The organism is Pseudanabaena minima str. Chao 2107 (assembly GCF_051131155.1).
In the GTDB taxonomy this organism is placed as follows: Bacteria; Cyanobacteriota; Cyanobacteriia; order Pseudanabaenales; family Pseudanabaenaceae; genus Pseudanabaena; species Pseudanabaena minima.
This window is the reverse complement of sequence record NZ_CP159508.1, coordinates 4349391-4374773: the sequence shown is the minus strand read 5'-3', so window position 1 is coordinate 4374773 and position 25383 is coordinate 4349391. Positions and strand designations below refer to the sequence as shown.

General features: G+C 42.7%; 21 protein-coding genes. 11 read left to right on the top strand and 10 right to left on the bottom strand.

The features are described from left to right. Positions 1–5: 5 nt before the first annotated feature. Positions 6–1025, bottom strand: a complete 1020-nt coding sequence (gene egtD / locus ABM313_RS19820) for an L-histidine N(alpha)-methyltransferase (protein ID WP_434684882.1) — start codon at positions 1023–1025, stop codon at positions 6–8. 877 nt (positions 1026–1902) lie between these two features. On the opposite strand from egtD, the gene ABM313_RS19815 reads away from it, so the two are divergent. Continuing rightward, positions 1903–2706: a sterol desaturase family protein gene (locus ABM313_RS19815; RefSeq protein WP_281006404.1), complete on the top strand. Its 804-nt coding sequence runs from the start codon at positions 1903–1905 to the stop codon at positions 2704–2706. A 24-nt stretch (positions 2707–2730) separates the two neighbouring features. Here ABM313_RS19815 and ABM313_RS19810 read toward each other — a convergent pair whose 3' ends face one another. The 3 genes from ABM313_RS19810 to ABM313_RS19800 form a co-directional block, all read right to left on the bottom strand. Beyond that, complete coding sequence (locus ABM313_RS19810) at positions 2731–3204, bottom strand: TspO/MBR family protein (RefSeq protein WP_434684881.1); 474 nt, start codon at positions 3202–3204, stop codon at positions 2731–2733. Continuing rightward, the gene (locus tag ABM313_RS19805) at positions 3201–3686 is read right to left on the bottom strand and encodes a thiol-disulfide oxidoreductase DCC family protein (RefSeq protein ID WP_434684880.1); all 486 of its coding nucleotides are present in this window, start codon (positions 3684–3686) and stop codon (positions 3201–3203) included. The genes ABM313_RS19810 and ABM313_RS19805 overlap by 4 nt, the downstream gene beginning before the upstream one ends. A 181-nt stretch (positions 3687–3867) precedes the next feature. Beyond that, a complete protein-coding gene (locus ABM313_RS19800) occupies positions 3868–4752 on the bottom strand; it encodes an MBL fold metallo-hydrolase (protein ID WP_434684879.1) in 885 nt (294 codons plus the stop codon). A gap of 521 nt (positions 4753–5273) precedes the next feature. Between ABM313_RS19800 and ABM313_RS19795 the strand changes: the two genes are divergently transcribed. The 3 genes from ABM313_RS19795 (at position 5274) to ABM313_RS19785 (ending at position 9667) form a co-directional block, all read left to right on the top strand. Continuing rightward, a complete protein-coding gene (locus ABM313_RS19795) occupies positions 5274–7634 on the top strand; it encodes a heavy metal translocating P-type ATPase (RefSeq protein WP_434684878.1) in 2361 nt (786 codons plus the stop codon). A 64-nt stretch (positions 7635–7698) separates the two neighbouring features. Then, positions 7699–8019: a DMT family transporter gene (locus ABM313_RS19790; protein WP_434684877.1), complete on the top strand. Its 321-nt coding sequence runs from the start codon at positions 7699–7701 to the stop codon at positions 8017–8019. 46 nt (positions 8020–8065) lie between these two features. Next, positions 8066–9667: a lysostaphin resistance A-like protein gene (locus tag ABM313_RS19785; RefSeq protein ID WP_434684876.1), complete on the top strand. Its 1602-nt coding sequence runs from the start codon at positions 8066–8068 to the stop codon at positions 9665–9667. 25 nt (positions 9668–9692) lie between these two features. On the opposite strand, the gene tilS is transcribed toward ABM313_RS19785, so the two are convergent. Beyond that, complete coding sequence (gene tilS, locus ABM313_RS19780; RefSeq protein ID WP_434684875.1) at positions 9693–10694, bottom strand: tRNA lysidine(34) synthetase TilS; 1002 nt, start codon at positions 10692–10694, stop codon at positions 9693–9695. A 498-nt stretch (positions 10695–11192) separates the two neighbouring features. On the opposite strand from tilS, the gene ABM313_RS19775 reads away from it, so the two are divergent. After that, complete coding sequence (locus ABM313_RS19775; protein WP_434684874.1) at positions 11193–12359, top strand: hypothetical protein; 1167 nt, start codon at positions 11193–11195, stop codon at positions 12357–12359. A gap of 182 nt (positions 12360–12541) precedes the next feature. Next, positions 12542–13147: a hypothetical protein gene (locus tag ABM313_RS19770; RefSeq protein WP_434684873.1), complete on the top strand. Its 606-nt coding sequence runs from the start codon at positions 12542–12544 to the stop codon at positions 13145–13147. A 43-nt stretch (positions 13148–13190) separates the two neighbouring features. On the opposite strand, the gene tyrS is transcribed toward ABM313_RS19770, so the two are convergent. The 4 genes from tyrS to ABM313_RS19750 all read right to left on the bottom strand — a co-directional run bounded on the left by tyrS (position 13191) and on the right by ABM313_RS19750 (position 18122). Further along, positions 13191–14399 carry a tyrosine--tRNA ligase gene (tyrS, locus tag ABM313_RS19765; protein ID WP_434684872.1) on the bottom strand — a complete coding sequence of 403 codons (1209 nt, stop codon included), beginning with the start codon at positions 14397–14399 and terminating at the stop codon, positions 13191–13193. 134 nt (positions 14400–14533) lie between these two features. Then, entirely contained in the window at positions 14534–15238 is a 705-nt protein-coding gene (locus tag ABM313_RS19760) for a Uma2 family endonuclease (protein ID WP_434684871.1), read from the bottom strand. 33 nt (positions 15239–15271) lie between these two features. Continuing rightward, complete coding sequence (locus tag ABM313_RS19755; protein WP_434688533.1) at positions 15272–16978, bottom strand: ABC transporter ATP-binding protein; 1707 nt, start codon at positions 16976–16978, stop codon at positions 15272–15274. Between the two features lie 292 nt (positions 16979–17270). After that, positions 17271–18122, bottom strand: a complete 852-nt coding sequence (locus ABM313_RS19750) for a hypothetical protein (RefSeq protein WP_434684870.1) — start codon at positions 18120–18122, stop codon at positions 17271–17273. A gap of 35 nt (positions 18123–18157) precedes the next feature. On the opposite strand from ABM313_RS19750, the gene ABM313_RS19745 reads away from it, so the two are divergent. From ABM313_RS19745 to ABM313_RS19725, 5 genes are all read left to right on the top strand, one after another. Further along, positions 18158–18559, top strand: a complete 402-nt coding sequence (locus tag ABM313_RS19745) for an MAPEG family protein (RefSeq protein WP_434684869.1) — start codon at positions 18158–18160, stop codon at positions 18557–18559. Positions 18560–18819: 260 nt separating this feature from the next. Then, entirely contained in the window at positions 18820–19341 is a 522-nt protein-coding gene (locus ABM313_RS19740; protein ID WP_434684868.1) for a DUF1499 domain-containing protein, read from the top strand. 297 nt (positions 19342–19638) lie between these two features. Continuing rightward, complete coding sequence (locus ABM313_RS19735; RefSeq protein ID WP_434684867.1) at positions 19639–19965, top strand: BMC domain-containing protein; 327 nt, start codon at positions 19639–19641, stop codon at positions 19963–19965. 43 nt (positions 19966–20008) lie between these two features. Then, the gene (aroQ, locus tag ABM313_RS19730; protein ID WP_434684866.1) at positions 20009–20446 is read left to right on the top strand and encodes a type II 3-dehydroquinate dehydratase; all 438 of its coding nucleotides are present in this window, start codon (positions 20009–20011) and stop codon (positions 20444–20446) included. A gap of 428 nt (positions 20447–20874) precedes the next feature. After that, complete coding sequence (locus ABM313_RS19725; protein WP_434684865.1) at positions 20875–24555, top strand: PAS domain S-box protein; 3681 nt, start codon at positions 20875–20877, stop codon at positions 24553–24555. On the opposite strand, the gene ABM313_RS19720 is transcribed toward ABM313_RS19725, so the two are convergent. Next, positions 24530–25381: an IS5 family transposase gene (locus ABM313_RS19720; RefSeq protein WP_434684046.1), complete on the bottom strand. Its 852-nt coding sequence runs from the start codon at positions 25379–25381 to the stop codon at positions 24530–24532. The two genes, ABM313_RS19725 and ABM313_RS19720, sit on opposite strands and share 26 nt — an antisense overlap. Positions 25382–25383 lie beyond the last annotated feature (2 nt).

Sequence of the window (25383 nt, the reverse complement as noted above, 5' to 3'; positions counted from 1 at the left end):
CAAAATTAATTATGAGGAACTTGACACAGAACTAAGCCAAACCATTTTTGGGGATCTGTCCAGATTTTGACTGTTTCTAAACCCTGCGATCGCAGTTGTGCTTGAACTTTTTCTAAGTCAAATTTACGCGAGATCTCAGTGAGGATGCTTTCACCTGCTTCAAATTGAACCTTGAGATCGAGTATTTCGAGAGATGCTTGATGAGGCGATCGCACATGTAAATACATTTCAATTTGATGATCAATCTTGTTGTAAATGGCTTGGTGCTTAAATAAATCGAGATCAAAATCGCCTTGAAATCGCCAATTCAAATGGGAAAGCATATTCAAATTAAAGGCGGCTGTTACTTCTTGACTATCGTTATAAGCAGCTTCTAAGATTTCTTTCGGTTTCTGTAAATCAATCCCTAATAAGAAATAATCTCCTTGAGTCAAAGCATGGGAAACCTTACCTAAAAAATCATTAGATTCTGATTCTGTAAAGTTACCGATCGAGCTACCTAAAAAGAAAATCATCCGCGATCGCAAATGGTTTTTGCCCAAGTGAAATAGCGCTTCATCATATGTGCCAATCAGTCCTTCAACCGATAAATCAGGATATTTTTGTTGTAAATGTAAGACTGTAGTTTTGAGAATGCCACCACTCACATCAATGGGAATATAGCTAAAAGCATCTGGTATGGCTTCTGTTAGAGAATTTGTAGCTTTTTGATAGGCGCTCAGTAAATAATGGGTTTTGGTAGAACTACCGCTACCTAATTCCACTAATTCACAGGAACCTGTAATATCAGCGATTTCATCAGCATATTTATTTAATATCCATGCTTCGGTACGGGTTGGATAATATTCGGGAAGTTCGCAAATTTGCTCAAATAACTCCGAGCCGCGATCGTCATAAAAGTATTTCGGAGGGAGGGCTTTCGGAGTTCCACTTAACCCTTGAACAACATCCTGTCCATCTTTCTGAAAGGTTTGATTTATATTTGTATTATGTTGATGCAGAATCTTTAAATGTTTAACTGTCATATTTGTCTTAGTTGCTATTGTTGATGTATGTACGATGAATAAGATTGTTTGGATGAATACGGTTAAACTAAAATAGATTTATGGGGCAAAACCCTGTAAATCTATGAATTTATTTTATGTCCTAACATAAATGACCATAAATATCTAAAATTTCGGGTGATGAAGTCTTACCATGACTCATGTTACATAATTACCAACAAGAACCCATAGCGAATATATCAATAAGACACATATTGCCAATCTCTAATTATTAAAATTAATATCAATATATTGATCGCCCCCACGATCTCATTAACCCTTACGTGTCATAAACGCAATAACTACTGAAGTGTAATCTAAAATTACAATTTTGACAAGACTAGATACGGTACATTGAAAGCGTAATAAATGTGATTTATACATTTATTATGAAATGGGCATTTCATTACCTTACCTGACCAGTGTCATGATTTTTAAATAATTGACAATCATTAATTTTTTTTAAATTTCAATCAATTGATACAAATTTAGAATATAGAATAAAATATAGTTATTAACGATTAGTATTACCTCTATTGTATTCATACTAATAACTTAGTGTTTGATAACAATTCAGACATTGGTTAGCTAACGGGGGGATATGTCTTAAAGTACATATTTCACGCCAACCAACTAAAAGGAAATACGCTTATAAGTCTATATGGCGTAATTGCCATTAGGCTGCTTTTGCGGCAAAAAAATTCTATTAATTTAATTGTGTTCGCTTTGCTAGCAACACAACTAAATTAATTTGTCGTGGTTTTTAGTAATTAATTAACAAAAAATTGATCTTGAAAAAGATACTTATCGAAATCATTTCCGTAGCACAAATGATACGCAGTGCAAGACTTACTTAAATATGAGAAAAACTCTTGGCTTTCTACCTGAAATTGAGTTCTTTATAAAAATTGCGGTTATATGTACTTTACTCCAACAGATTTTTTATTTATTCCTGAAAGATATTGAAACACCTTTTGAGTTTCAAGTATTGCTGTACTATATGGTAGGTTCTATTTCTTTTTATGGGATAGGATTTCTAATTGAAAAATGTCTCAAAAAGAATGAGATTTGGAGAGATAAACTCAATATTCGGGTTGTTAAAGTTAAGGAACAAGATTTCCCCAATTTTACTCCGAAAGGAATTATTTTGGGCGAATTAAAATCTTTAATTGCCGCATTTATAATACTTTTCTTAGCACCAGAAGTGCATCGAGGGAATAGTTTGTCCCTCAATTTTGTATGGTTTTTAATGAGAATAGTTGTTGCCGATTTCTGTTTCTATATTAGTCATTATATTTTGCATAAATATTTTTTGAAAATACATCTTAAACATCATGAGTTTCGAGACTCATCCAGTTTTGTAGCTTCTCATAAAAGTTTATCTGAATACATAATTACTACAATTACCGATCTTTTACCCGTTTTTATATTTGGATGCGATCTCTCTCAGATCTGTGCATGGACTATCGTAGGTAATTTTTATAACCTAGAAGGGCATAGCTCTCTATCGATTTTCTTCGTTTCGTCAGATTTTCATGACCGTCATCATACCTGTTTTAAAGGTAACTATGGCATTCAAGGCTTCTGGGATCGGATATTTGGAACACAGGCTAAGAATACAAGAAAACAAGGAATTTTATTTCCTACCAACTACTTACAGTAAGCAGTTAGACAAAGTTTAATATTGTTAAATCTCAGGTGGGTTAAGTCTTGCCATCACCCATGTTACATAAGTACCCACAGGACTCCATAGCAAATATGGCACTAATAACCATCCTGCCAAGCTGGAAATTTGCCAAACTTGAGTTGTTAAAACTAACCCTAATATAAAACCGATCGCGCCTACAATTGCCCCTAACCTAACATTGCGAAATCGGGTCATCACTGGGGTATAGGCTAAAATCGCGATTTCGACGATCGCATAGCCAATCATCAGCAACCATGTGTTCATCGTGGAGGGTTGGGTTTCCCATAGCACGGCTGCTGAGGTAATCCCACAAATAAAAATCGAAATCCAAATAAAGGGAATTGCGCCTTCAAAGGTGAGCCAGCGTGGACGACGCAATCGCATAAACCATTTGTAGTCAGCAGGATAAAGCTTATTGAGAGCAAAGCCACCAACAAACGAAGCAACCGCTATCACTAGCCAAGTAATAATCATGATGTTTCCTGCTCGGCGATCGCACAGCCATCAGTACAACCTTGCAGACGTTTCTGACGTTCAGACACGATAGTTTGGAGATCGGCGCGACCAGTCAGCAAGAGGCGATAGTCTGCCCAAACACCATAGAGAGCATCGGCTAAGCTCCCGATTAGGGGCAATTTCGTAATTGCATAGATCCAACCAAGCCCAAGAATGTCATAGGTTTGGCGAAATACTTCGACATTTTGAACGATCTCACCATTAGCCAACACAGCATGAATCCTGCCCATCGCAGTTTCAAAATCAATCCCCGCATTGTCAGCAGGATCGTAGTCATCGGCGGCGATATCCACAAATTTAATCAAGCCGCGATCGCCATCTTTGCCTTTTAAAAAGTTGACTTCACGCACACAAAGAGGACATGCGCCATCGTATAGCAGCTTAATTTTCCATGTGGACGCTTGGGGGGCGAGTTTGTCTGTTACCTGTGGAGATAGCATTTGGTTCGGCTGATGTAGTTTCTAGCCCTATTTTATCGAGATCGCTTTGGATTTATCTTTGCACAAAGGAATAGATACGACGCAAAGCGTCGCATCTATTCCTTTAGATTGGTAAATTGATGGCGCGGCGAAGCCGCGCCATCAAAAATATAATTAATTCTTTGTTTTATGGAAGCCTTTATCAAACTTTAACTAACGGCTTAGAACCTGTGCGAACAGGAATAGAAATATACATTCCTTCTCTAGCCATTACGGCTCCCGCAAACTTCTCTTGAGCTAGCCGCCCAAACTCATCTAACTGATCGTCACTATGCAAAGGATCATGATGGAAAATTACGAGAGTCTTCACATTAGCTGCTTCAGCAACCTTGATAGCCTCTTGCCATGTCGAATGCCCCCAGCCGATTTTGGGACTAGCGCTTGACCAATATTCTTCATCGGAATAAGTAGCATCCATAATTAACACATCAGCATTTCGCGCTAGATATACCAGATTTTCATCAACGCGATCGCTAAAATGTTCAGTATCCGTCGCATAAACCGCCACGCGATCGCCGCAACTCACTCGATAACCCGTCGCCTCCCCTGGATGATTCAACAACCCTGTCTCCACAGTGACCCCATTCCCAACCTCGATCACACTAGGAACATCAACATCAAAAAATTCCAAACATGAAGCCATCACCCTCAATGGCACAGGAAAATTAGGATGATGCATCTGCTCCTCTAGGCGTTCCTGCATCGTTTGCCCTGTCGGGGCAATCTTCCCATAAATTTTAAACAGATTCCCTTTCACAAAAGCAGGCGTAAAAAAAGGAAACCCCTGAACATGATCCCAATGGCTATGGGTAAAGAAAATACTTGCTTCGATCGGCATCTGCTTTAACAGATGCTGTCCTAAAACCCTAATCCCCGTTCCACCATCAAAGATAATACGTTTTCCTTGGCAGCGCATTTCTACACAAGGGGTATTGCCACCATAGCGTACTGTGGTTGGACCAGGGGTAGCTATACTGCCACGCACACCCCAAAAATGAATAGAGAACTCGCTGTCAGAAATGGACATTAGCTAACTCATTGTCAGAGAATTTTGAACCATTGGGGCAAGTCTGAAAACCTAGAAAATTTTAGTAAATTTCTACTTTTAAATTGTTAATCTCAACACTAAGCGTGAATATTAAACGACATTACAAATCTTGCTGCTAATTAGTGACTTTACTATGTTGTTCATTAGTTGTTTCAACCTATTATCTGGTATGAATAGCAGCTAGGCATACTCACTCAGACTTTTAAGTCTCAACATCTTTAAATTTTAGCAGTCCCACAGAATCAGCAAGGTAAGTAGGAAACGATTAAAATATCAGAACGCTGTATCAGAATAATTTCCCAATCAATCAAATTAGATTTGGGTATATGCTAACCCTATGTATTGCTTTGTGGCTATCAGCTTTTAGTACTAGCTAGCGACAGATAGGCATCGAGAGGGACTAGCAAATTAAAAAACGTTTTTGCAGGTGCAGCGAAGCAGCATCTACAAAAAATAGGTTCTTCAAATATAGATTTTTTATAAATTTTGGATACAAGTTTGTGGTACTGACTCAATCAATAACAACAGCATCTCCTAACCTACAGTCTAGCTCCTTAACCTTAGCGATCGCAGGTATGAAGTGTGCTGGATGTGTGGCAACAGTCGAAAAACGTTTGCTCGCCTGTGAAGAGGTAAAGGCAGCAAGTGTAAATTTACTAACGGAGAAAGCAACCGTAGTTTATAGCAGTGAAAATTCAGCACAGGATTTAGCACCGCAATTGATTGAGGCGATCGCCAAAGCAGGTTTTGCGGCGGAGTTAATTGATAAAGGCGATCGCCAATCTTCTCGCAATGCTGTATCTAAAAATCCCCCTCAAAATTCTTGGTTCGGGCTGACCAAAGAAATCGCCATCCCCGCATCGTTGGTGATTTTGGCGATCGTCGGACATTTAGGTTTGATCGGTGTCGCTGATTTGCCCTTGATTGGCAATATGTATGCCCATTGGCTAGTCTCAACCATAGCGCTAGGCTGGATCGGTCGCCCAATTTGGTGGGATGGCTTGAAATCGCTGTGGTATCGCGCCCCAAACATGAACTCATTGGTGGGTTTAGGGACAGTTTCAGCATATTTAGCCAGCACGATCGCCTTATTTGTACCACAGTTAAATTGGCAATGCTTTTTTGAAGAGCCTGTAATGTTGCTCGGTTTTGTGCTTTTGGGACAAGCTTTATTAGACCGCGCCAAGGGCAAAGCCTCCAATGCAATTCGAGCCTTGATGGAGTTGCAGCCCGCTAACGCCAGATTACTGATCAGTAGTGCAGATGGCGATCTGCAAGTACCAATGGCAGTCGAAGATTTGCAAGTAGGCGATCGCATCGTGGTTTGGGCTGGAGAAAAAATTCCTGTCGATGGCGAAATTATTGCTGGTAGTTCTAGCGTTGATGAGTCAATGCTCACGGGTGAGTCAATCCCCGTTGCGAAGCAATTAGGGGCACGAGTCACTGGGGGAACCTTGAATTTGACAGGCGCAATTACAGTCCAAGTTTTGCAGACTGGCTCAGAAACGACTTTGGCGCAAATTGTTTCACTCGTAGAATCAGCCCAAGCAAGCAAAGCCCCAATTCAATATCTAGCCGATCGTGTGGCGGGATATTTTGCCTACTCGGTCATGGCGATCGCCGCTTTGACATTTTTAATTTGGTACGGATTGCTCCATGCCGAAATTGTGTTTAGTTTGAAATTGGCGATCGCCGTTTTAGTAGTGGCTTGTCCCTGTGCGCTCGGTTTGGCAACGCCAACAGCGATCATGGTCGGCACGGGAATTGGCGCTGAAAAAGGCATCTTAATCAAAGGTGGGGCAAGTCTGGAAAAGATCGATCAACTTTCGGCAGTGATCTTTGATAAAACAGGCACGCTGACCACAGGTAAGCCTGAAGTCACCGATGTGATCACCAATGACTTAATCGTTTTTGGGCGCAAACTGATTGAGCAAACTACTTTTAAAAGTATGGTAGAAGAGCGCGAAGTCCCAGCTTCCGCTTTACGTTTATTGCAACTAGCTGCTAGTGCAGAAACTGGCGCAAATCATATTCTTGGTGCGGCGACGATCGCTAAGGCTCAAGAGTTAAATATCGAGCTACTACCAACACAATCTTCACAAATTGTGACGGGCTGCGGTGTGGAAGCGATACTGACCACAGGTGAAGAAGTTCTAGTGGGTAATAGTGCATGGTTACGTGATCGCCAAGTAGAAATTTCTGACGAGATGTTAGAGCGATCGCAGAATTTAGCAGAATTCGGTAAGACTCCAATTTTTATTGCCTTGGATTACCAACTGGTGGGGATCATCGCCATGCGCGATCGTCTCAAGCCTGAAGCTCCTGAAGTCATTCGCCAAATCGAAGCGATGGGCTTACAGGTTTGGATGCTCACTGGTGATCATCAAGAAACTGCCAAGGCGATCGCCAACCAATTAGGTATTCCCCTCGAACGGGCGATCGCAGAAGTCAAGCCTGAAGGCAAGGCAGCCGCAGTTATGAAATTATTAGCAGAAGGTCAGCGTGTGGCTATGATTGGCGATGGCGTTAATGATGCACCAGCTTTAGCCAGTGCCACCGTGGGCATTGCCCTCAGTTCAGGAACCGATGTTGCTATGGAAACCGCCGATATTGTGTTAATGCGTCATGACATTAGCGATGTTGTCCCTGCGATCCAACTCAGTCGCGCCACCTTCAGCAAAATTCGCCAAAATCTATTCTGGGCTTTTGCTTACAACACCCTAGCGATTCCTGTTGCCGCAGGAGTTCTCTACCCCAGTTTTGGCATTTCTCTCAATCCGACGATCGCAGGTTTAGCAATGGCATTTAGTTCGGTAAGCGTTGTTTTGAGTTCGCTATCATTACGAGCCAGAAAAAGATAGATTGTGCAGCGCTCCGCGCTGCACAATCTATCTTTTTCTGAGATTTACACAAAAGGAATACACAGTGGATTGGATTAATTTAATAATTGCGGGACTATTGGAAGTTGTCTGGGCAAGTAGCTTAAAATACACCGAAGGTCTTACAAAACCATTGCCGACCATCCTCACCCTTTCATCGATCACCGCTAGCTTTATCCTGTTAGCTCAAGCCGTAAAAACACTGCCAATTGCTACAGGTTATACGGTTTGGACAGGGATCGGCGTGGTGGGAACAGCGATCTTTGGTTCTATATTTCTCGGTGAATCCCGTGATTTATCAAAATTTATCTGCATCAGCCTCATTGTGCTAGGTATTGTCGGTTTGCGGTTTACAGGGTCAAAATGATAGGATGATCGCTGCTTTGCAATGCCCTATCGCCTGAACTACAAGAATGGATTCTAAGCCTCTGCATGAAAAATCTTTGAATGCTAAGTCATTACTGTTAAGTATGCTCAGCTTATTGTCTGTTTTATTTATTGTTTTCACTTTACAGGCAAGCTGGAATAATCCGCAGGAGCAGACAAAACTAGACTTGCTCCAAACTGATTTGATTTTGCAAGCCACACAAATTCAAGACCCAAAAACAGAGAATAGCCAAGGTCGTCTCCAAAAAGATGATATCTTTCAAGTCCTAATCGGTGAAAGTAAACCTCAAGACATCTATACACAGGCTCTCAGTAGTTATCAAGAAGTTCTCAAAGCCAATAAATCCACACTCACGCGCCTCGATCGCCTAGTACTAAATCCAGATTCAGGAGGCTATGATCTAGAGGCTATTTCTAAACAACAGCAAAAGAAGCTAACTAGCGTTAGTGAAATCAGCATTCGTGCAGGGCTTCTGCAAATGCAGACTGGAAATATTCAAGGGGCGATCGCTACATGGGAAGACGTAGCAGCATTAGAGGGAGAATCCATGAGTAGCTATGGATTAACCGCCCAGATTCTCAAAGGATTATGGTCAGAGCCAACGATGTTATTTCCTAATGCCGAAACTCAGATTCGGCGAACCCTTGATGGCTGGTATCGCAAAGTGGCTCTGACCAAGCTGTATCAAGCTCAACAAAGAGATGAGAAATTACCTGAACTTGAACAACAAGCCCAAATAGAAGTTAATCTAGCAATTAATCGTTTAGTAGTTGTTAATTCCATTCCCCTCATCGGTGGCAGTGTGGGAATCTTAGTGTGGTTAGGCTTACTAGTGCAATGGATTTTCTTTCGTAAATCGTCTCCATTCCATCGCAAAAGCGACTTAGACACAAATCCTAATCAAATCAGTTGGCAAGTGCCTTGGGGAATCGAGACAACTTGGGAAGTAATGGTGCTATGGTTTACCGCATTTTGCTTAATGACTCAATTAGTGTTGCCATTAATTTTTGAGTTCTTAGGTCTGCAATCAAGAGCCAGTGAAGATTTCACCACCCAAGCATTACTAGTCTTAATTCCCTATACGCTCTCCGTTATTCCTATGCTGCCAATTTTACAGGCTAGCCTTGCCGCCTACCGTCCTTTACCCGAAGGCTGGTTTCGCATCAAAATTACGCCGCCACAATGGTTAGCTTGGGGAATTGGCGGATATTTTGCCGCAGTTCCCTTAGTACTGATCGTCTCTGTAATTAGCCAAAAATTCCTACAAGGCCAAGGTGGCGGTAATCCTTTATTACCCATCTTGACTGAAAGCCAAAATGATCTGCCCAAGTTTCTACTCTGGACAACCCTTGCGATCGCTGCACCATTTTTTGAGGAATACCTATTTCGTGGATTTCTATTACCTTCATTGAGCAAGTTTCTACCAGTTTGGGGTGCGATCGCCCTCAGTGGTTTTTTCTTTGCTTTAGCCCATTTAAATGTCGCGGATATCATTCCCCTTAGCATTTTAGGAATGGTGATGGGCTTTGTTTATTGGCGTTCAAAGAACTTACTCTCTTCGATGCTACTGCACTGCCTCTGGAATAGCGGCAGTTTCTTTGCGTTGATTGCCCTTGGCGGAAAATAGCTAGAAGGTTTGCAAAGCAAACCTTCTAGCTAATATGCAGAACAATCCAAGGATGTTCCACAAAAGCGGAAATATTGCCTTTAAATGGTGCACTCTGCGATCGATTTTGAGCTGTCAATAAATTTAAAAATCGCTCAATATCCTCAAAATTCACCTGATGCACCAAATATTTTGCCAAAAACTGCCTCAAAATCCTTCTTTGCAAAGCTAACGGTTGTTCTTGTAAACGTTGACGATGTAAACGAGGCGCTTGATCATCCCAAATCACCGTCATATTATCTACAAAAAAACTCTTAGCTTGCTCCTCTAAATAAATGACATCGCTATGCAAAAGTTCTGAAGTCTGCGCGATCGCCATTTCTAACTGAGGATTAAAATGCTCTTGCAGATAGGGAATCGTTTCTAAACGTAAACGATTCCGACGATAGTCTAGATTTTGATTAGTGCTATCTTCCCAAATTGGAATTTGCTGCTCATGACAAAATCCTAAGGTTTCGTGACGGCTGACATTGAGTAAAGGACGCACCAACTTAATGTCATCAGTAAGCGATCGCATCCAAGTCAAGGACGCTAAGCCATCGGCTCCACTCCCACGCATCAAGTTATACAGCAATGTCTCAACGCGATCGCTACGAGTATGCCCTGTGACCACATAATCGCATTTGTGAGTATTCGCCATCTCCACCAGCATGGCATAGCGCCACTGTCGCGCATCAGCTTCACTGGTAAGCAAGCTTGCGGATGTTCTCAAACAAAAGGCAATTCCCCATTCCTTCGCAATATGTTCAACATGTTCAGCATTTGCCACAGAGTCCCTACGCCACTGATGATCACAATGGGCGATCGTTAAATTCCAATTAAACTTTGTCCTTTGCATCTGTAAAAGCTTCGCTAAACATAGCGAATCCTGTCCACCAGAAACCGCAACCAAAAGACTTGAATTTTGGGGTAGTATCTCTGGCTGCGATCGTAAAACAGCGTTTAAGTTAGCCCGTAATAGTTTTGTAAACCGATGATTAGATTTCAAGATTATTGCTTAGTAACCTTCAGCAGCAATTCTCATTATGTAGTGTTTTTAGTGCCACAGGCACTGAAAACACTACAACCTATAGCAGGCTTTCAAAAAACTATTTTTTATAGCTGCCATCGATTGTGTTAGGACAAAAGCAAAACCCAAGAAGAGAATGGCGGCGCTTCGCGCCGCCATTCTCTTCTTGGGTTTTATATCCTTGTACACTTGGCGACAGCTATATAATGCTCATTGCTGACAATTCTGACAAAACCTGATTATTAATGGCATAATAATATACAATCTAAAGCCTTCAGCATCAGAGAAATCGTGCGAAGATTTAAAAGAGTATTGCATTTTTGTGTTGTGTGAATGAGAAGCGATCGCTTCTCTACTGTTCCGACTATATAAGCCTAATCAGCATAAGCCTAATCAGCCTAGAATTGCACGATTTCTGCTAATACAGCGAAGTTAGCTTGTGGGTGAGGAATATACAAAATGCAAAAGGGAAGCTCTATGATCAATAAATTAATGCTGGTGTCCGCAGGTGCAGTCTGGGGATTTATGGCGCTTGTACCAATCAATGCACTCTCTGCACAGGCGAAAGTTGCCAAGAATGTTAAAGTAACCAATTCACAAGTTGTTAAAGGCAAAGTAACCAACTCCACAACGCCTAAAAATAATTCTAAGAACGGCACAAGAAACTCTACAACTGCCAAGCAAACCCCTAAAAAGGGAGTAGCAAAAGCACCACAAAACAAGTTGCCTGATACTGCGAAGGATCTAAAACCTCAAATAGATGTTGTGGCTATCCCCCCATCATTCAATCGGAGTTCTTCTATCTCAATCTCCACAAAACCTGATGTTCATCTTGTAGAAATTGCCCAAGCTAGTACAGATATCGCCCAAACAGGAAATGCAACATCCAACTCTCCAGATATCATTCGGCAACAACTACTCATTCGACCAATCCAACCACCATCTCCGAACGTATTCAGGCAAATTTACACTCCTTCGTTGAATGCTGGTACTCCTGTTGCTTTCGGTCTGCAAACAGGTGATGCCTTTATCAGTGTTTTAGGCTCAACTGCTGGTCGAGCAAGAGACACTGTCGATGGCAGTGTCTCTGTCGGGACTGGATTAGGAGATGCTAATCAGTATTTTGCAGTAGAAGGTGTTTTCAATATCAATAGTATTCGGAACTTTGGTTCTAATGGCTCCTTTGATCTCAAAGTGCATCGTTCTATCTATCAAGATTCCAAAACTCAAGCAGCCGTTGCCGTTGGCTGGACAAACTTTGGTAACTATGGATCAAATGCAGGCGGCACACCTTCTTCGGTTTACGGAGCCGCCACGATCTCACAATTAACTGATCCAGAAAATTCTAGCAGTCCTAAGCCTTTGGTCGCGACTATTGGTGTTGGCGGTGGTACTTATCGCAAATCTACTAGCAATGATGGGGTTGGTGTGTTTGCTAATGTTGGCTACCAATTTGACCCTCAATGGGCTGTGAGTACGGCGTGGTCTGGGCAAGGGCTAAACTTCGGGTTGGGCTTTTTACCAGATGTCACTTTCCCTTTAAACCTGACCCTGACCTATTCTGATGTTACTAACAACAGTAATGCAGGCACTCAAGTTATCTTTGGTATTAGCTATGGCTTTAACTACTCTGGACGTAGATAAGTTTGAGTTAACCTTTGGGAAAGGTTAACTCATCGGATAATACCAATTCACGAAAGTAAGACAACATTTGTGTGAATTAAAACCCAAACCCAGTAAGTTTTTTAGAACTAAAAATGGCTAAGCCATTTTTAGTTCTGGGATAAGTTGCGATCGCTCTGAAATCACCTAGCTGCCAAATTTCTATGAAAAAAATATTTTTGTCAATTCTCGCTTCTGTGATCTCTTTTGCTGGAATATCACCTGTCTTTGCTGGTACTGTACCAGTCCAAACAGGGAGTCAAACCTCCAGCAGTCCCATTTTGTTGAATATCCCGTCTAGCTCTCAAAGCAATTTGTTAAGCATTAATATCAACAATACGATCACATCATTGTTAAATGCATCTGAAAGCAATCCTAATATTGCCAATATAGTTTTACTTTTGAGCAATGGTAATGGAAATAGTACTAGTGTTACTGCCGCTCAAAGCTCTTTGAGCAATCAATTTGCAAGCTTAGGACTTAATGTTGATAGTGGCTCACCTGCTTCAAATTTGATTAACGCCCTAACTGGGCTGGTTTCTGGTAATTTTAATAGTGAATCAGGACAATCTCAGACCATTGACCTCAGTAAACTATTTCTAGCAATTGAGTCATTTAATCAAATCGTCAATGGACTTACAAACACTGCCAATGGTTCAGATGCGGTTGCAGCAGCACAAGCTCTAGAAGCTTTAAAGGCAATGTCTACAGATGCAACTGTCACCACACTTTCGACGACTTTAGCCGCTATCTCCAAAGATTTGAAATAATTCCTCAAGATAAAGAGTGGTGGCGCGATGCGCCACCACTCTTTTAAGTTAAGCGCAAAAATTTTTTCTTCCCGACTTGTAAGACCTTGCCTGATAATTCTGTAACATTGGCAAAAGTGCGATCGCCTAATTTTTCACCATCGAGTTTGACAGCACCATTTTTGATTTGGCTTTGAGCTTCGCTGTTACTTTTGCAAAGTCCAGAAGCCTTCACTAAATAATGCAAGGGGGCAGGGAAATTAATTTGCGCAAGGTCAAACTCAGGGATATCACCGAGATCGGTAGTATTTCCAGCGAGGACGATTTTTTCGGCATCCTGTTGAGCTTGGAGTGCAGCTTCAGGGTTATGGTATTGGCTAACGATCGCGAGAGCGAGTTGTTTTTGCTTTTCGCGAGGATTTTCGGGCAAAGTGGCGAGATCGATATCGGTGAGTAGCTCGAAATATTTATCCACAAGGGCATCGGGGACTTTTTCGAGTTTGGAGTACATACTCAATGGCTCATCGGTGAGTCCGACATAGTTGCCAAGGGATTTAGACATTTTCTGAACGCCATCTAAGCCCACCAGCAAGGGTAGTAATAGTCCAAATTGGGCGGTTTTGCCTTGTCGATTAATATCTTTTAGTTGCAGATCGCGTCCAACCAGAATATTAAACTTTTGGTCAGTGCCGCCTAGCTCCACATCGGAGTCGATCGCTACGGAGTCATAGCCTTGCAAAAGTGGGTACAAAAATTCATGCAGGTAAATCGGATTGCCCTTTTCATAGCGATCGCTAAATCCTTCTTTGGCGAGCATCTGCCCCACCGTCATACTTGCTTGCAAAGTGATAATTTGCTGTAAATCCAGCTTATTTAACCATTCACCATTGCGGCGTAACTCAAAGCGATCGCTAGAAAAATCGAGAATTTTTTTCGCTTGATCTAAATAGGTTTCGGCATTATAGGCAACTTCTTCAGGGGTGAGGCGAGGTCTGGCTTCAGAGCGTCCTGTGGGATCGCCGATTTGAGCCGTGAAGTCACCAATAATTAATACTGCCTTATGTCCTGCATCTTGGAATTGACGCAGTTTTCGCAGGGCAACGGTATGTCCGAGGTGCAAGTCAGGACGGGTGGGATCGATACCTAATTTAATGCGGAGGGGGCGATCGCTCTTTTCAATGCGATCGCGGAGGTTCTCGGATTCATTATTGGGAAATATTTCAACAACGCCACGTTCTAAGAGGGTTGCAAAATTGGGCTGGTTTAGAGACATTCTAAAAAGTTACTTAAAATTTTTGTTAACTATAAATCTGTGAAATCACAAGGTCTTAATAATACGCTAAAGGTTTGAGGCTTTTAAAGCTTCTAACTCATTAATCGATAGACCTGTAATTTGAGAAATTGGTTTTAGATAGCATCAGGATCAACCCCTAGCGATCGCAGCATATCCTCATATTTTTGATTTTTTTGTTTTAGTTGGAGGTTTGTTTCTTCAGGGGTGAGGTAGCGATCGCCTGATTCGTTATACCAATAGACCCATTCACGGGAAATACCTTGATATGTGCCATGTTCGACACCGATCGCCAATCCGATTTCTGGTAGCCAAATAGGTTCTTGTTTTGATTTGCCTTGCAATTTTTCGTAGTGATTTCCGACCAGTTTATAGACTTCAAAACTAGGTAATCGGCGGCGATAGGGATTGTAAATGACGTAATAGAGAATACCTAAATCTGCATAGAAATCTTTTTTGTCACTATATTCATTACGATATTTCCGAGAAACAACTTCTAAAGTCAGAATTGGTAACTGTTCTTCTTCCCACAGTACATAGCTAAGACGCAATCCATCGTTAATAATGCGCTCCACACCCAACGCCAAAAACGCATCAGGAACGATCGCTGGCTGATCAGGATCGTAATAAATTCCCATATCCACGCCAAAATACCAATCCATGCGCTCAGCCCAAATCGTGGCTAGGACGCTGAGCAGCAGGTGTGGCAATAGATCTTGTAGTTGATAGTCCACAGGCGTTTCGTCGGAATCTGGCAATTCTTCAGAGGATGGCAGATTCTTGTGAATTAGATTGGGCTTTTTGAGCAGATAGGGAGACATAGAAGGCTCCTTGCACAAGTTGCTTAGAGTTGCTTAGCCTATTGTATCAAACTGGCGAGAATGCAATTGGGCATAGCGTCCTGCCTTTTGCAGCAGTTCATCATGGGTTCCTGATTCCACGATTTGACCTTGTTCTAGAACGATAATGCGATCGCTATTTCTAATCGTCGCTAAGCGATGAGCAATGATGAATACGGTGCGACCTTGCATTAAGCGTTGTAATGCCTCTTGGACAAGGCTTTCTGATTCCGTGTCAAGTGCGGAAGTTGCTTCATCGAGGATCAGAATTTTGGGATTATGGAGAACGGCTCTAGCAATGGAAATCCTTTGACGCTGACCACCAGAGAGATTTACGCCACGCTCTCCCACCCAAGTATCATAACCTTGGGGAAGTTCCATAATAAAATCATGGGCATTGGCAATTCTGGCGGCTTGTTCCACTGCTTCGGCATCGTAATCCTTCTGTCCAAAGGCAATATTCGAGGCAACGGTTCCTGAAAAGAGGATATTTTCTTGCGGAACAAGGGCTAACTGGCGACGTAGGCTTTTGATTTGGATATCGCGAATATCATAGCCATCAATGAGAATTTGTCCAGACTTCACATCATGGAACCGCATCAAGAGGCTCATCAAGGTGGATTTTCCTGCCCCTGATGCTCCGACTAGGGCGATCGCTTCACCTTTATTGGCTACAAGATTAATATCTGTCAGCACAGGGCGATCGCTTTGATAGTAAAAGCCAACATTAATATATTCCACTTTGCCTGTGACTTCAGGAAGAGCGATCGCATTGGGCTTTTCAGTGACAACGGGCTGAATCTCAAACATCTCGAAAATGCGATCAACGGAAGCCTCTGCTTGCTTGAGTTCGTTGTAGCTATTGGTGGTATTAGAAATTGGGTCAATCAGTAATGCCACACCCGCACCAAAGGCTACAAACTGCTCAGGCTTGAGCCAGTTGTTAGAGATTAACCAACCTCCTAATAAAAACAAGAAGCAAATTCCTGCGGCTTCCAAAAAACCAACTACAGGGTATTGAATAGCACGAACGCGATCGGCGGCATATTTACGACGGCTATTTTGTTCTGATTCCTGCTTGAACCTTTCGATTTCATAGGATTCAGTGGCAAAGGCGCGAACCAGACGAATACCGCTAAAAATTTCTGATAGTAGAGCCGCGAGATTAGAAACTTGATCTTGACTGCGGCGACTGAGGTTTAACATCCGTTCGCCAAACCACGCAATTAACAAAGCAATCAAAGGTGCAACTGCCAGCGTAGTCAGCGTCAAAATCCAATTCAAATAGATCATGTACGCCAGCACAAAAATCAATTGCAAGACTGACGGCACAAACTGATGGAAAAATTTGCCGATGACTTCGCCAATGCGATCAATATCCTCAGTGAGGCGATAGGACAAATCGCCAGTGCGCGATTCGGCAAAATAATCTAAATCAAGGGTTTGCAGATGGGTATACACATCAACTCGCAAATCCCTAGCGGCATTGAGAGCAGCCTGAGCCATCATCGAGTCCTGCCCATACTGCCCCAAGCCTCGAAATACAAACATAACTACGGTGAAAATCGCGATCTGAATAATCGCATTGACATCCCCCTTGCCCAACGCTTGAGCAACTCGCCCTAAAAGTTCAGCAAGCAGAGGCATTGTACCGATAAAGACAAGCGTACATAGAAATGCCTTAGCAATGAGAAAACGTTGGGGATAGACGTAATCTCGCATCTGCCAGTAGGAAGAGCGCTTTGAAGATTTTCCTAAAGATCGTTGTTTCAAACTCGTAGCTCAAATGTTTGCAATTCACCACAGATAAGTCTCTCACTTTATCGCACCAACTTGCCGCGATCGCGTTGCCTATGATCAGCATAAACTATGCGATATCGCTGTCCAAATATCACATGCGCTGTAATAACCATCTAATAAATTCGGTAGTGCTAAATAGGTAAGGATGGGCGGCGCGAAGCGCCGCCCATCCTTACCACCATAAATCCTTTCTTTTTTAGGACTACCATAAATTCTAATTTGTGGAAATGAGAGCGAAGCTATTAGCAAATTGGTCAAATGCTGCGGGATTTGGGCTATTAAAAGCTTCAGGTTGGTAATAGCTGACTGTGTAGATAAATTTATTGGCTTCCAGAGTTAATACTTTGACTTTCCAGCTTGTGGAGTTACTAGAAGCATCACCAGTCTCGCCTCTAAATTTTTGGGTAAATTCCTTTTTTAATCCTGAATTTGCCCCTTTGACTTTGGGATCAAATGGAACTTCTTTTAGATCTGTGATAATTTCAGCACTACTAGAAGCGATCGCTTTGCTATCAATCGGTTGCCTCGAAACCACCGTATAGATTTGCTGTTTTTGTTGTAGTTGTTTAACTAAGTCATTTTTATCTAGCCCCTTAGCAATATCTCGACTAGGTGTAAAAATTACCGTACTTGCACCAGAAGTTTCTAAACCGAGATCAATCACTTGCCAATCGGCAGGATAGCGAAGAATATAACCTGTACCTGTATATTTACCTGTTGTTGCTGGTTTAGCATCTTCAGAACGACAAATCTCAATCTTGCTTGCATCTTGATTAGTTTGCAGGGTGTAGCGCGTATCCTCTGCAATTAGCATAATCTCAAATCCATCCTGAGTCGGAGCCGTCGTTTGACATAAATCGTTAATATTTGCTGCCTGTGTTTTTTGAGACTCTGCCACGATCGCCACATTGGGCGACAGATTAAGCTGCGATCGCAAATAACTAATTGCTTTTTCCGTCGCAAGATTATTAGTTGGTTTGGTCAGGCTAGTCACTGGAGTCTGCTGACAGCTAAAAAGCAATCCTGCAATCGCGACGATTCCGATATAGATTTGAAACTTTGGCATAACATAAAACGACATATCGCCACTATCTTAACTAAATGGACATCAAAACACTCGTATTTCCTGCGATCGCCACGATCAGCGCATTACTCGTTTACTTCGGCTTAGGTATCGGTGTAGGTGTAGCGCGGGTCAAATACAAAATTATGCCGCCCCAAACTACAGGCAACGAAGACTTCGAGCGAGTCTATCGCGCTCACCAAAACACACTGGAGCAAATTGTAATTTTTCTGCCAGCTCTATGGTTATTCAGTATTTTTGTGAACCCAAATGTGGGGGCAATTTTAGGTGCTGTGTGGATTGTGGGACGCATCGCCTATGCATGGGGATACTATATTGAAGCCAGCAAACGCGCCGCAGGAAATGCGATCGCTTCTTTAGCGACCCTTGCTCTCATTTTTGGCACACTTTTTAACCTTGTCCGTGGACTATTTTTTTGAGAAGTAATGAAACGTCAGTTCGACGAAAGCGAAAAATGGTAAGAATCGCTAAGCGATTCTTACCATTTTTCGCCATTTGCGGCGTGCGAAGCACGCCGCAAATGGCGATATCGAACTCACGTTAATGAAGAGTCGCGTGAAACGCGACTCTCCATTCAAGGGGCTTAAGCCCCTTGTTCCTATTGATGGATAGATAGAAAGAGTCCATAGGTGTCATAATCATTTGCGTATAAATACTCAGCGAAACTAACAATATCTATATGTCTAAACTTGTCGCGATCGCCGCGAGCTTATACTTTATTACCCTTGCTTATTTCGGGTTTGTCCCTGCTGCTTCGGCACATACACTCAACTATTCTCTAAATTCTGCGATCGCAACACCTATGGCAATTTTTTCTTTTTCTGGCACTCGTCCCACAAATATCGGTGTAACTAATGGCAAGCTGCTTGATTGCCCTGATTCTCCTAACTGTGTCTCTAGCCAAAGCACCGACGCAGAACATAAAATCGCACCCTTAACTTACACAGGTGATCCTGCTAAAGCATTAGCAGATCTCAAAGCGGTAATTGAAAATATGCCCCGCACCAAAATTATTACCGCCGAAGGCAACTATATTTACGCTGAATTTACCAGCGCTTTCATGGGCTATGTCGATGATGTTGAGTTTTACCTCAATACTGACAAAAGCGTTATTGAGGTACGTTCAGCTTCTCGGCTAGGTAAGTCGGATCTTGGAGTCAACCGCGATCGCGTTGAAGCCATTCGCGCCCAACTTGCTTAACTAATAAACTTTGCACTCAAAACCAAACTCAGAGATTATGTGAAAGTGTTGCAAAACAGCACTTTCACATAATCTCTGAGGACTAACTTAACTGGTCATTGCTGTAAAATCAGTAGAATTATCCCAATAATCTTAGGAAAGATAAAGAGCGCCCAAAGTGCGCTCTTTATCTTTTGTTATATCGCAAATAAACAATGCATATCACTCAATCGATACCATTGAGATTTATGATTGATATTGATAAAAAACCGTTATTTGATTATTTAACTAGCTTATTTACAAGCTCAAGGAAATCTTATGGGAATCGCAGTTGGTTTGGTTGAGGTACTGGGTCATCCTCCCGCACTTGCCGTTGCTGACACAATGGTTAAGGCTGCTCACGTAACTTTTGTGGGCTACGAGAAAGTAAGCGGCGCACGCCTAACCATTATCATCCGTGGTCCTGTTGGGGATGTCCAAAAGGCAGTCGCTGCTGGGGTAGAAGCAGCTAAACAAATTGAAGTCTTGAGTTCTAAGGATAAGGCTCTATTTTTGTCGGCAACTGTAATTCCCCGTCCCCATGCCAATGTCGAAGTAATTACCAAAACGATGAATTTTAGTGAAGCCCTTGAGCAATTCCGTTAACAAGGAAAAGGGAAAAAAGAAAAAGGAAAAATCTATTTAAAGAATGAAAATTCTGGTTTTGCATGGACCAAACCTCAATATGCTTGGCTTGCGGGAGCCAGAGGTATATGGCAGCACTACATTAGCGCAAATTAATGATCGCCTAACTCAAGATGCAATGGAGTTAGGCGCAGAATTGAGCTTTTTACAGTCAAATCATGAGGGTGTGCTAATTGATAAAATTCATGCTGCTTTTCAGGTAGAGCAAGGAATTTTGATCAATCCTGGTGGGCTTACACATACGAGTGTGGCGCTTAGAGATGCGATCGCCTCGGTGAATATTCCTACCGTCGAAGTACATCTCAGCAATATCCATAAACGTGAAGAATTTCGCCATCATTCATTTATTGCACCGATCGCGATCGGGCAGATTTGTGGTTTTGGTGCGGAGAGCTATCGTTTAGGCTTACGCGCATTAGTGAATCATTTAAAACCGATATAGTAAAGACGATAATTTTGCACCGCCTCTAGTTGGATCTGTTGTTGAAATAACAAACTAGTCACAGATGGTGAGTATCAGTCTGCTAATCAATATGCCATCAAACTTCGTGAATTATACAGACAGAAACTTTAAAGTAAATTAAATACTAAAAGAAAACGATTATTACAATTAGTGCATGGTGATGAATCTACACTTAAGTGGCTTGTTGAATATAAACTTCTTCGTAATCCCGAAAAACCAGAAAAATTATTGTATGAAAATGCGATTGATCGTCTTGAAAGAGGTAGGTAATTAGTTTACAGAAGGAATTAATTCTGTCTGCGTAACGTCAATAAATCCGTTAAAATTTAAGAGCTAATCAAGATACAAACTAAGAGCTTTTTTTGCTCTATATTTTTACTATCTGAAACTTAAGGGTTCACTTCACTATGCTAAGCAATTTGGAAGCGGCGATTGCTTCGACCCCTTTAGTTGCATGGGTCGAAGCAACTGTGCTTTCAGCAGTAGAACAGATGAGTAACCTAAGTACAGAGGATATAGATGGGGACAATGGATCGTCAACCTGTGTAGTAATTGTATCCGATGATCTAAAAGTTTTAGGTATCTTGACGCAGAAAGACGTGATGCGTCTAGTAACGCAACAGCAGCCGATCGCCCAACTAACGTTGAGACAATTCTTGCAACAGCAACGATCGCCGTCAGCCAGCCTCATAATTTCACAATCTGAATTGAGGAAGTTGCGTAATATTAACGCCGCGATTGCCTATTTTGAGTCGTCACAAATTACGCATTTAGCGATCGTGGACGCGCAAGAACAACTAATTGGTGTACTCCAACATGAATCTCTCAAACGTCTGAGAGATTCCATCATTCACCAAGCTACAGCATCGCTATTAGTCAGCCAACAAAAGATTCATGAACGCATTGCCAAGGCAGAACCACTGAAAGATGTGTTGGTTGATTTGCTACAAACGATGGAAACCTATCTGCGGGGTAGTAGTTGTTCGATTACCCTCTGTCGGAATGGACGACTGGGTGATGTGATCGCCCCTAGCCTGCCTCCAGACTATGCAAGGATAGTCTCTGAAATGGGCTTACCGATCGCAGAAGGCGTGGGTAGCTGCGGAACTGCGGCGTTTCGGCGCGAATTGGTAGTGGTGACCGATATCGGCAACGATCCGCTATGGCGAAATGACAAATCTTTTGTCCTCTGCTATGGCTTACAAGCCTGTACGTCCATCCCGATTTTTGCCAGCGATCAGACACTATTAGGTACATTTGGCATTTACTATCGCGAACAGAAAGCACCTCAAGCTCAGGAGCTAGTCTGGATCGCTCAGGCTGCCAATATTGCAGGTATCGCGATCGAGCGAGATCGAGCCACCCAAGCTTTGCAGCAGCTAAATCAGGATCTGGGAAATCGGGTGCAGGTGCGAACGCAGGAACTGCAAGAACGGGAACAATTTTTGCAGACGGTACTAGATACGTTTCCCCTTTCGGTGTTCTGGAAAGATCTCAATTCGGTGTATTTAGGCTGCAACCAGAATTTTCTGGACGATGCGGGACTCTCGACGATCGCGCAGATAATTGGCAAGACAGATAATGAATTACCTTGGGGAGAGACGGAAGCCGATCTTTACCGAGCCGACGATCGGGAGGTGATCGAGAGTCAAACTGCCAAACTTGGGATTGTGGAAACTCTGCATCATGCCAATGGTCAAACCATTTGGTTGGAAACTAATAAGCTTCCCCTTCGCAATCTGCAAGGTGAAGTGATCGGTGTGTTGGGGACGTACCAAGATATCAGCGATCGCAAAGTTGCTGAGAAAGCATTGATGCTTAAACAAAAGCATCTCGAAGCGCTGATGAACAATATTCCCCATCTTGCTTGGATTAAGGATGAGCAAGGTCGAGTTATTGCGGTAAATGAACCCTTTGCCAGAACCTTTGGCGTTTCGGCAGAAGAATTAGTCGGTAAAACCGCTTATGATATTTTCCCAGCAGACTTGGCTCAAGCCTATCATGACGATGATGCTGAGGTCTTACAATCTGGTCAACGCAAGGTGGTGGTGGAGCTTAGCAAACGGGCTGATGGTACTTTGGGGTGGTTTGAAACGACCAAAACACCCTTTAGGGATGATCAGCTAAACATTGCGGGAACCGTGGGAATTGCGGCGGATATCACCGATCTTAAAACGCTGGAGCTATCATTAAAAGCCAGTGAGCGCCGCTATGCCAGTCTCGCGGCGGCAGCTCCAGTCGCTATTTTCCGCTTTGATGAGCCACTCAACTGTGTTTATGTCAACGAACGCTGGAGTGCTTTGAGTGGGCGACCCGTGGAATCAGCTTTGGGACATGGTTGGATGGACTCATTGCATCCCGAAGACAGCGAACAGAGCATTGCGGAATGGGCAGAATACTATGCCCATTCTAATTCTGAGAGTCAGATCATTCATGGCAGCGAAGGTCGCCATCTCCGTCCAGATGGTTCTACAACTTGGTGTTATATCCAAGTGGCGAAAGAATTCGATGATGATGGCAACATAGTGGGCTATATCGGCACGTTGACAGATATTACCGATCGCAAAAATATTGAACTCGCCCTCCAAGAAAGTCAAGCCCAATTCCGCCGCATGACCGAAAGTGTCCCAGGGATGATTTTCCGCTATGTTTTGCATCCTGATGGTCGTGATGAAGCGGTCTATATCAGCCCCCAAGTACAGCAGATTTATGAATTGAATCCTGAAGCGGTATGTCAGGACATTAGCTGTCTCTGGGCGAAGGTTCATAAGGATGATGCCCCGATGATGAAAATGGCTATTGAGAGTTCGGCTGACTCTCTGCAACCCTTTTTGACCGAAGTGCGTATACTCCTGTTGGGGGAGCGGATGAAATGGGTACAGATTAGTGCTCAGCCCGATCGCCAAGAAAATGGTGATGTTATTTGGGATGGCATGGTGGTTGATATCAGCGATCGCAAAGTTGCGGAGAAAGCACTGATGCTTAAACAAAAGCATCTCGAAGCGCTGATGAACAATATTCCCCATATTGCTTGGATTAAAGATGAACAAAGTCGATTTATTGCAGTAAATCAATCCTTCGTCCAAGCCTGTGGCGTTTCGGCTGATGAATTAGTAGGCAAAACAGATTTTGATATTTGGCCTGCGGACTTAGCTCAAGCCTATCGTAACGATGATGCTGAGGTCTTACAATCTAGTCAACGCAAGGTAGTAGTGGAGCGCGTCGCACGGGCTGACGGCACTTGGGGATGGCTCGAAACGACCAAAACGCCCTTTCGGGAAGAACAGCTAAACATTGCGGGAACGGTGGGAATTGCGGCGGATATTACTAAGCAAAAACAGTCTGAACAGAAATTGCAGGAGCTATCTGAACGATTAGAACTAGCGATTCAATCCGCTCAAATTGGCATCTGGGAATTTGATATCTCCAATAATCGACTGTTTTGGGACGAACGGATGTTGGCTATCTATGGCGTATCGCCCGAAGAGTTTCATGGTACTTCCGAAGACTGGAGCAGTCGTGTGCATCCCGATGACTTGCCCCATGCACAGCCCGACATTTCAGAGGAGCAAGCTATTTACAACACAGAATTCCGCATCATTCGCCCCGATGGTACAGTCCGATGGATTATGTCGTACTCCTGCAAACAGCGCAACCATCAGGGGGAACTATTGCGTGCGGTAGGCGTGAACCTCGATATTAGCGATCGCAAAAATGCTGAACTTATACTTCAAGACCTATCAGATCGTCTGGAATTTGCTCTAAAAGGAGCCAACATTGGTATTTGGGAATATCAAATAAGTGACAGTCGCTTGATCTGGGATGAGCGCATGTTTAGCCTTTATGGAATTTCGCCAGAGGATTTTTCTGGTAAATATGAGGATTGGTTACAGCGCGTTCATCCCGAAGATCGAGATTGGGTACAGCAGTCTGAACGAGAAGCCTATCAAGGATCTAAAGAATGTCGAGTCGAATTTCGGATTATTTGCCCCGATGGTACAATCCGCTTTATCGATTCCTACGCCTTCAACCAATACAATAGACCTCTTGCAGAACTGAAAATTAATCCAGAGCAGAGAAAGTTTTAGAAGCAACAAGAGCGACTTCAAAGTTATAAATGGCAGCAATCAAATTACAACGCAAACCAAAACGACGACGACGATTACGATAAGGTAAAGAGAGAATCTTAAAAATCTTCAAGCGACGATTAACATGCTCAATCGCAATACGTTGACGTGCAAGTTGGCGATTACAACGCTTATCTTCCTTGGATAATGAGCCATTTTGAGGCTTTTTGATAGGAATTTGCGAGTTAGGATGCAACTTTTGTAAGCCTTGATAACCCTTGTCTGCCAAACCTTGTGTCTGTGCGTGAAAATGAACTCCACTTGCCTTGAATAATGAGAAATCATGCTGCTTGCCCTTACCGTAAGCGGTACAAACTATCTTGAAATTAGTCAGATCGACCACCAATTGGGCTTTGAGGGCATGATGCTTTTTCTTACCGCTATAAAAATGTTTCTGGTGATATTTAGGGCGCTCAACCTTTGTCTCAGTTACATCAATGGCAATTATGGCTGGAGCCTTCTCCTGCCACAATGACTTTTTTCCTGCTAACCGAAACTTTTTCGATTTAATTAAGACATTTTCTACTTTTTTGACGATGCGGCAAATCGTCGATTCTGACACTTCCCAGTCGCTAGCAATATGAAAATAGGTGCGATATTCACGCCAATACTGCAAAGTAACCAATATTTGGTCTTCTAGACTTAGCTTTGGTTCTACACCACCTTGTCCTTTGCTTTGGGCTGCTTGTTGCATTAGCTCCGTCATTTGCGCAAATGTTTCTCTTCTTACCCCAAATAACCGTTTAAATTCTGTCGCTGATAGATTTTGACTGGCTTCGTATTTCATCG

Excerpts from the sequence above, each read along its gene's own strand:
- egtD (WP_434684882.1), bottom strand. The coding sequence starts at position 1,025 with ATGACAGTTAAACATTTAAAGATTCTGCATCAACATAATACAAATATA.
- ABM313_RS19815 (WP_281006404.1), top strand. The coding sequence starts at position 1,903 with ATGAGAAAAACTCTTGGCTTTCTACCTGAAATTGAGTTCTTTATAAAA.
- ABM313_RS19810 (WP_434684881.1), bottom strand. The coding sequence starts at position 3,204 with ATGATTATTACTTGGCTAGTGATAGCGGTTGCTTCGTTTGTTGGTGGC.
- ABM313_RS19805 (WP_434684880.1), bottom strand. The coding sequence starts at position 3,686 with ATGCTATCTCCACAGGTAACAGACAAACTCGCCCCCCAAGCGTCCACA.
- ABM313_RS19800 (WP_434684879.1), bottom strand. The coding sequence starts at position 4,752 with ATGTCCATTTCTGACAGCGAGTTCTCTATTCATTTTTGGGGTGTGCGT.
- ABM313_RS19785 (WP_434684876.1), top strand. The coding sequence starts at position 8,066 with ATGGATTCTAAGCCTCTGCATGAAAAATCTTTGAATGCTAAGTCATTA.
- ABM313_RS19775 (WP_434684874.1), top strand. The coding sequence starts at position 11,193 with ATGATCAATAAATTAATGCTGGTGTCCGCAGGTGCAGTCTGGGGATTT.
- ABM313_RS19770 (WP_434684873.1), top strand. The coding sequence starts at position 12,542 with ATGAAAAAAATATTTTTGTCAATTCTCGCTTCTGTGATCTCTTTTGCT.
- tyrS (WP_434684872.1), bottom strand. The coding sequence starts at position 14,399 with ATGTCTCTAAACCAGCCCAATTTTGCAACCCTCTTAGAACGTGGCGTT.
- ABM313_RS19760 (WP_434684871.1), bottom strand. The coding sequence starts at position 15,238 with ATGTCTCCCTATCTGCTCAAAAAGCCCAATCTAATTCACAAGAATCTG.
- ABM313_RS19755 (WP_434688533.1), bottom strand. The coding sequence starts at position 16,978 with ATGCGAGATTACGTCTATCCCCAACGTTTTCTCATTGCTAAGGCATTT.
- ABM313_RS19750 (WP_434684870.1), bottom strand. The coding sequence starts at position 18,122 with ATGCCAAAGTTTCAAATCTATATCGGAATCGTCGCGATTGCAGGATTG.
- ABM313_RS19745 (WP_434684869.1), top strand. The coding sequence starts at position 18,158 with ATGGACATCAAAACACTCGTATTTCCTGCGATCGCCACGATCAGCGCA.
- ABM313_RS19740 (WP_434684868.1), top strand. The coding sequence starts at position 18,820 with ATGTCTAAACTTGTCGCGATCGCCGCGAGCTTATACTTTATTACCCTT.
- ABM313_RS19735 (WP_434684867.1), top strand. The coding sequence starts at position 19,639 with ATGGGAATCGCAGTTGGTTTGGTTGAGGTACTGGGTCATCCTCCCGCA.
- aroQ (WP_434684866.1), top strand. The coding sequence starts at position 20,009 with ATGAAAATTCTGGTTTTGCATGGACCAAACCTCAATATGCTTGGCTTG.
- ABM313_RS19725 (WP_434684865.1), top strand. The coding sequence starts at position 20,875 with ATGCTAAGCAATTTGGAAGCGGCGATTGCTTCGACCCCTTTAGTTGCA.
- ABM313_RS19720 (WP_434684046.1), bottom strand. The coding sequence starts at position 25,381 with ATGAAATACGAAGCCAGTCAAAATCTATCAGCGACAGAATTTAAACGG.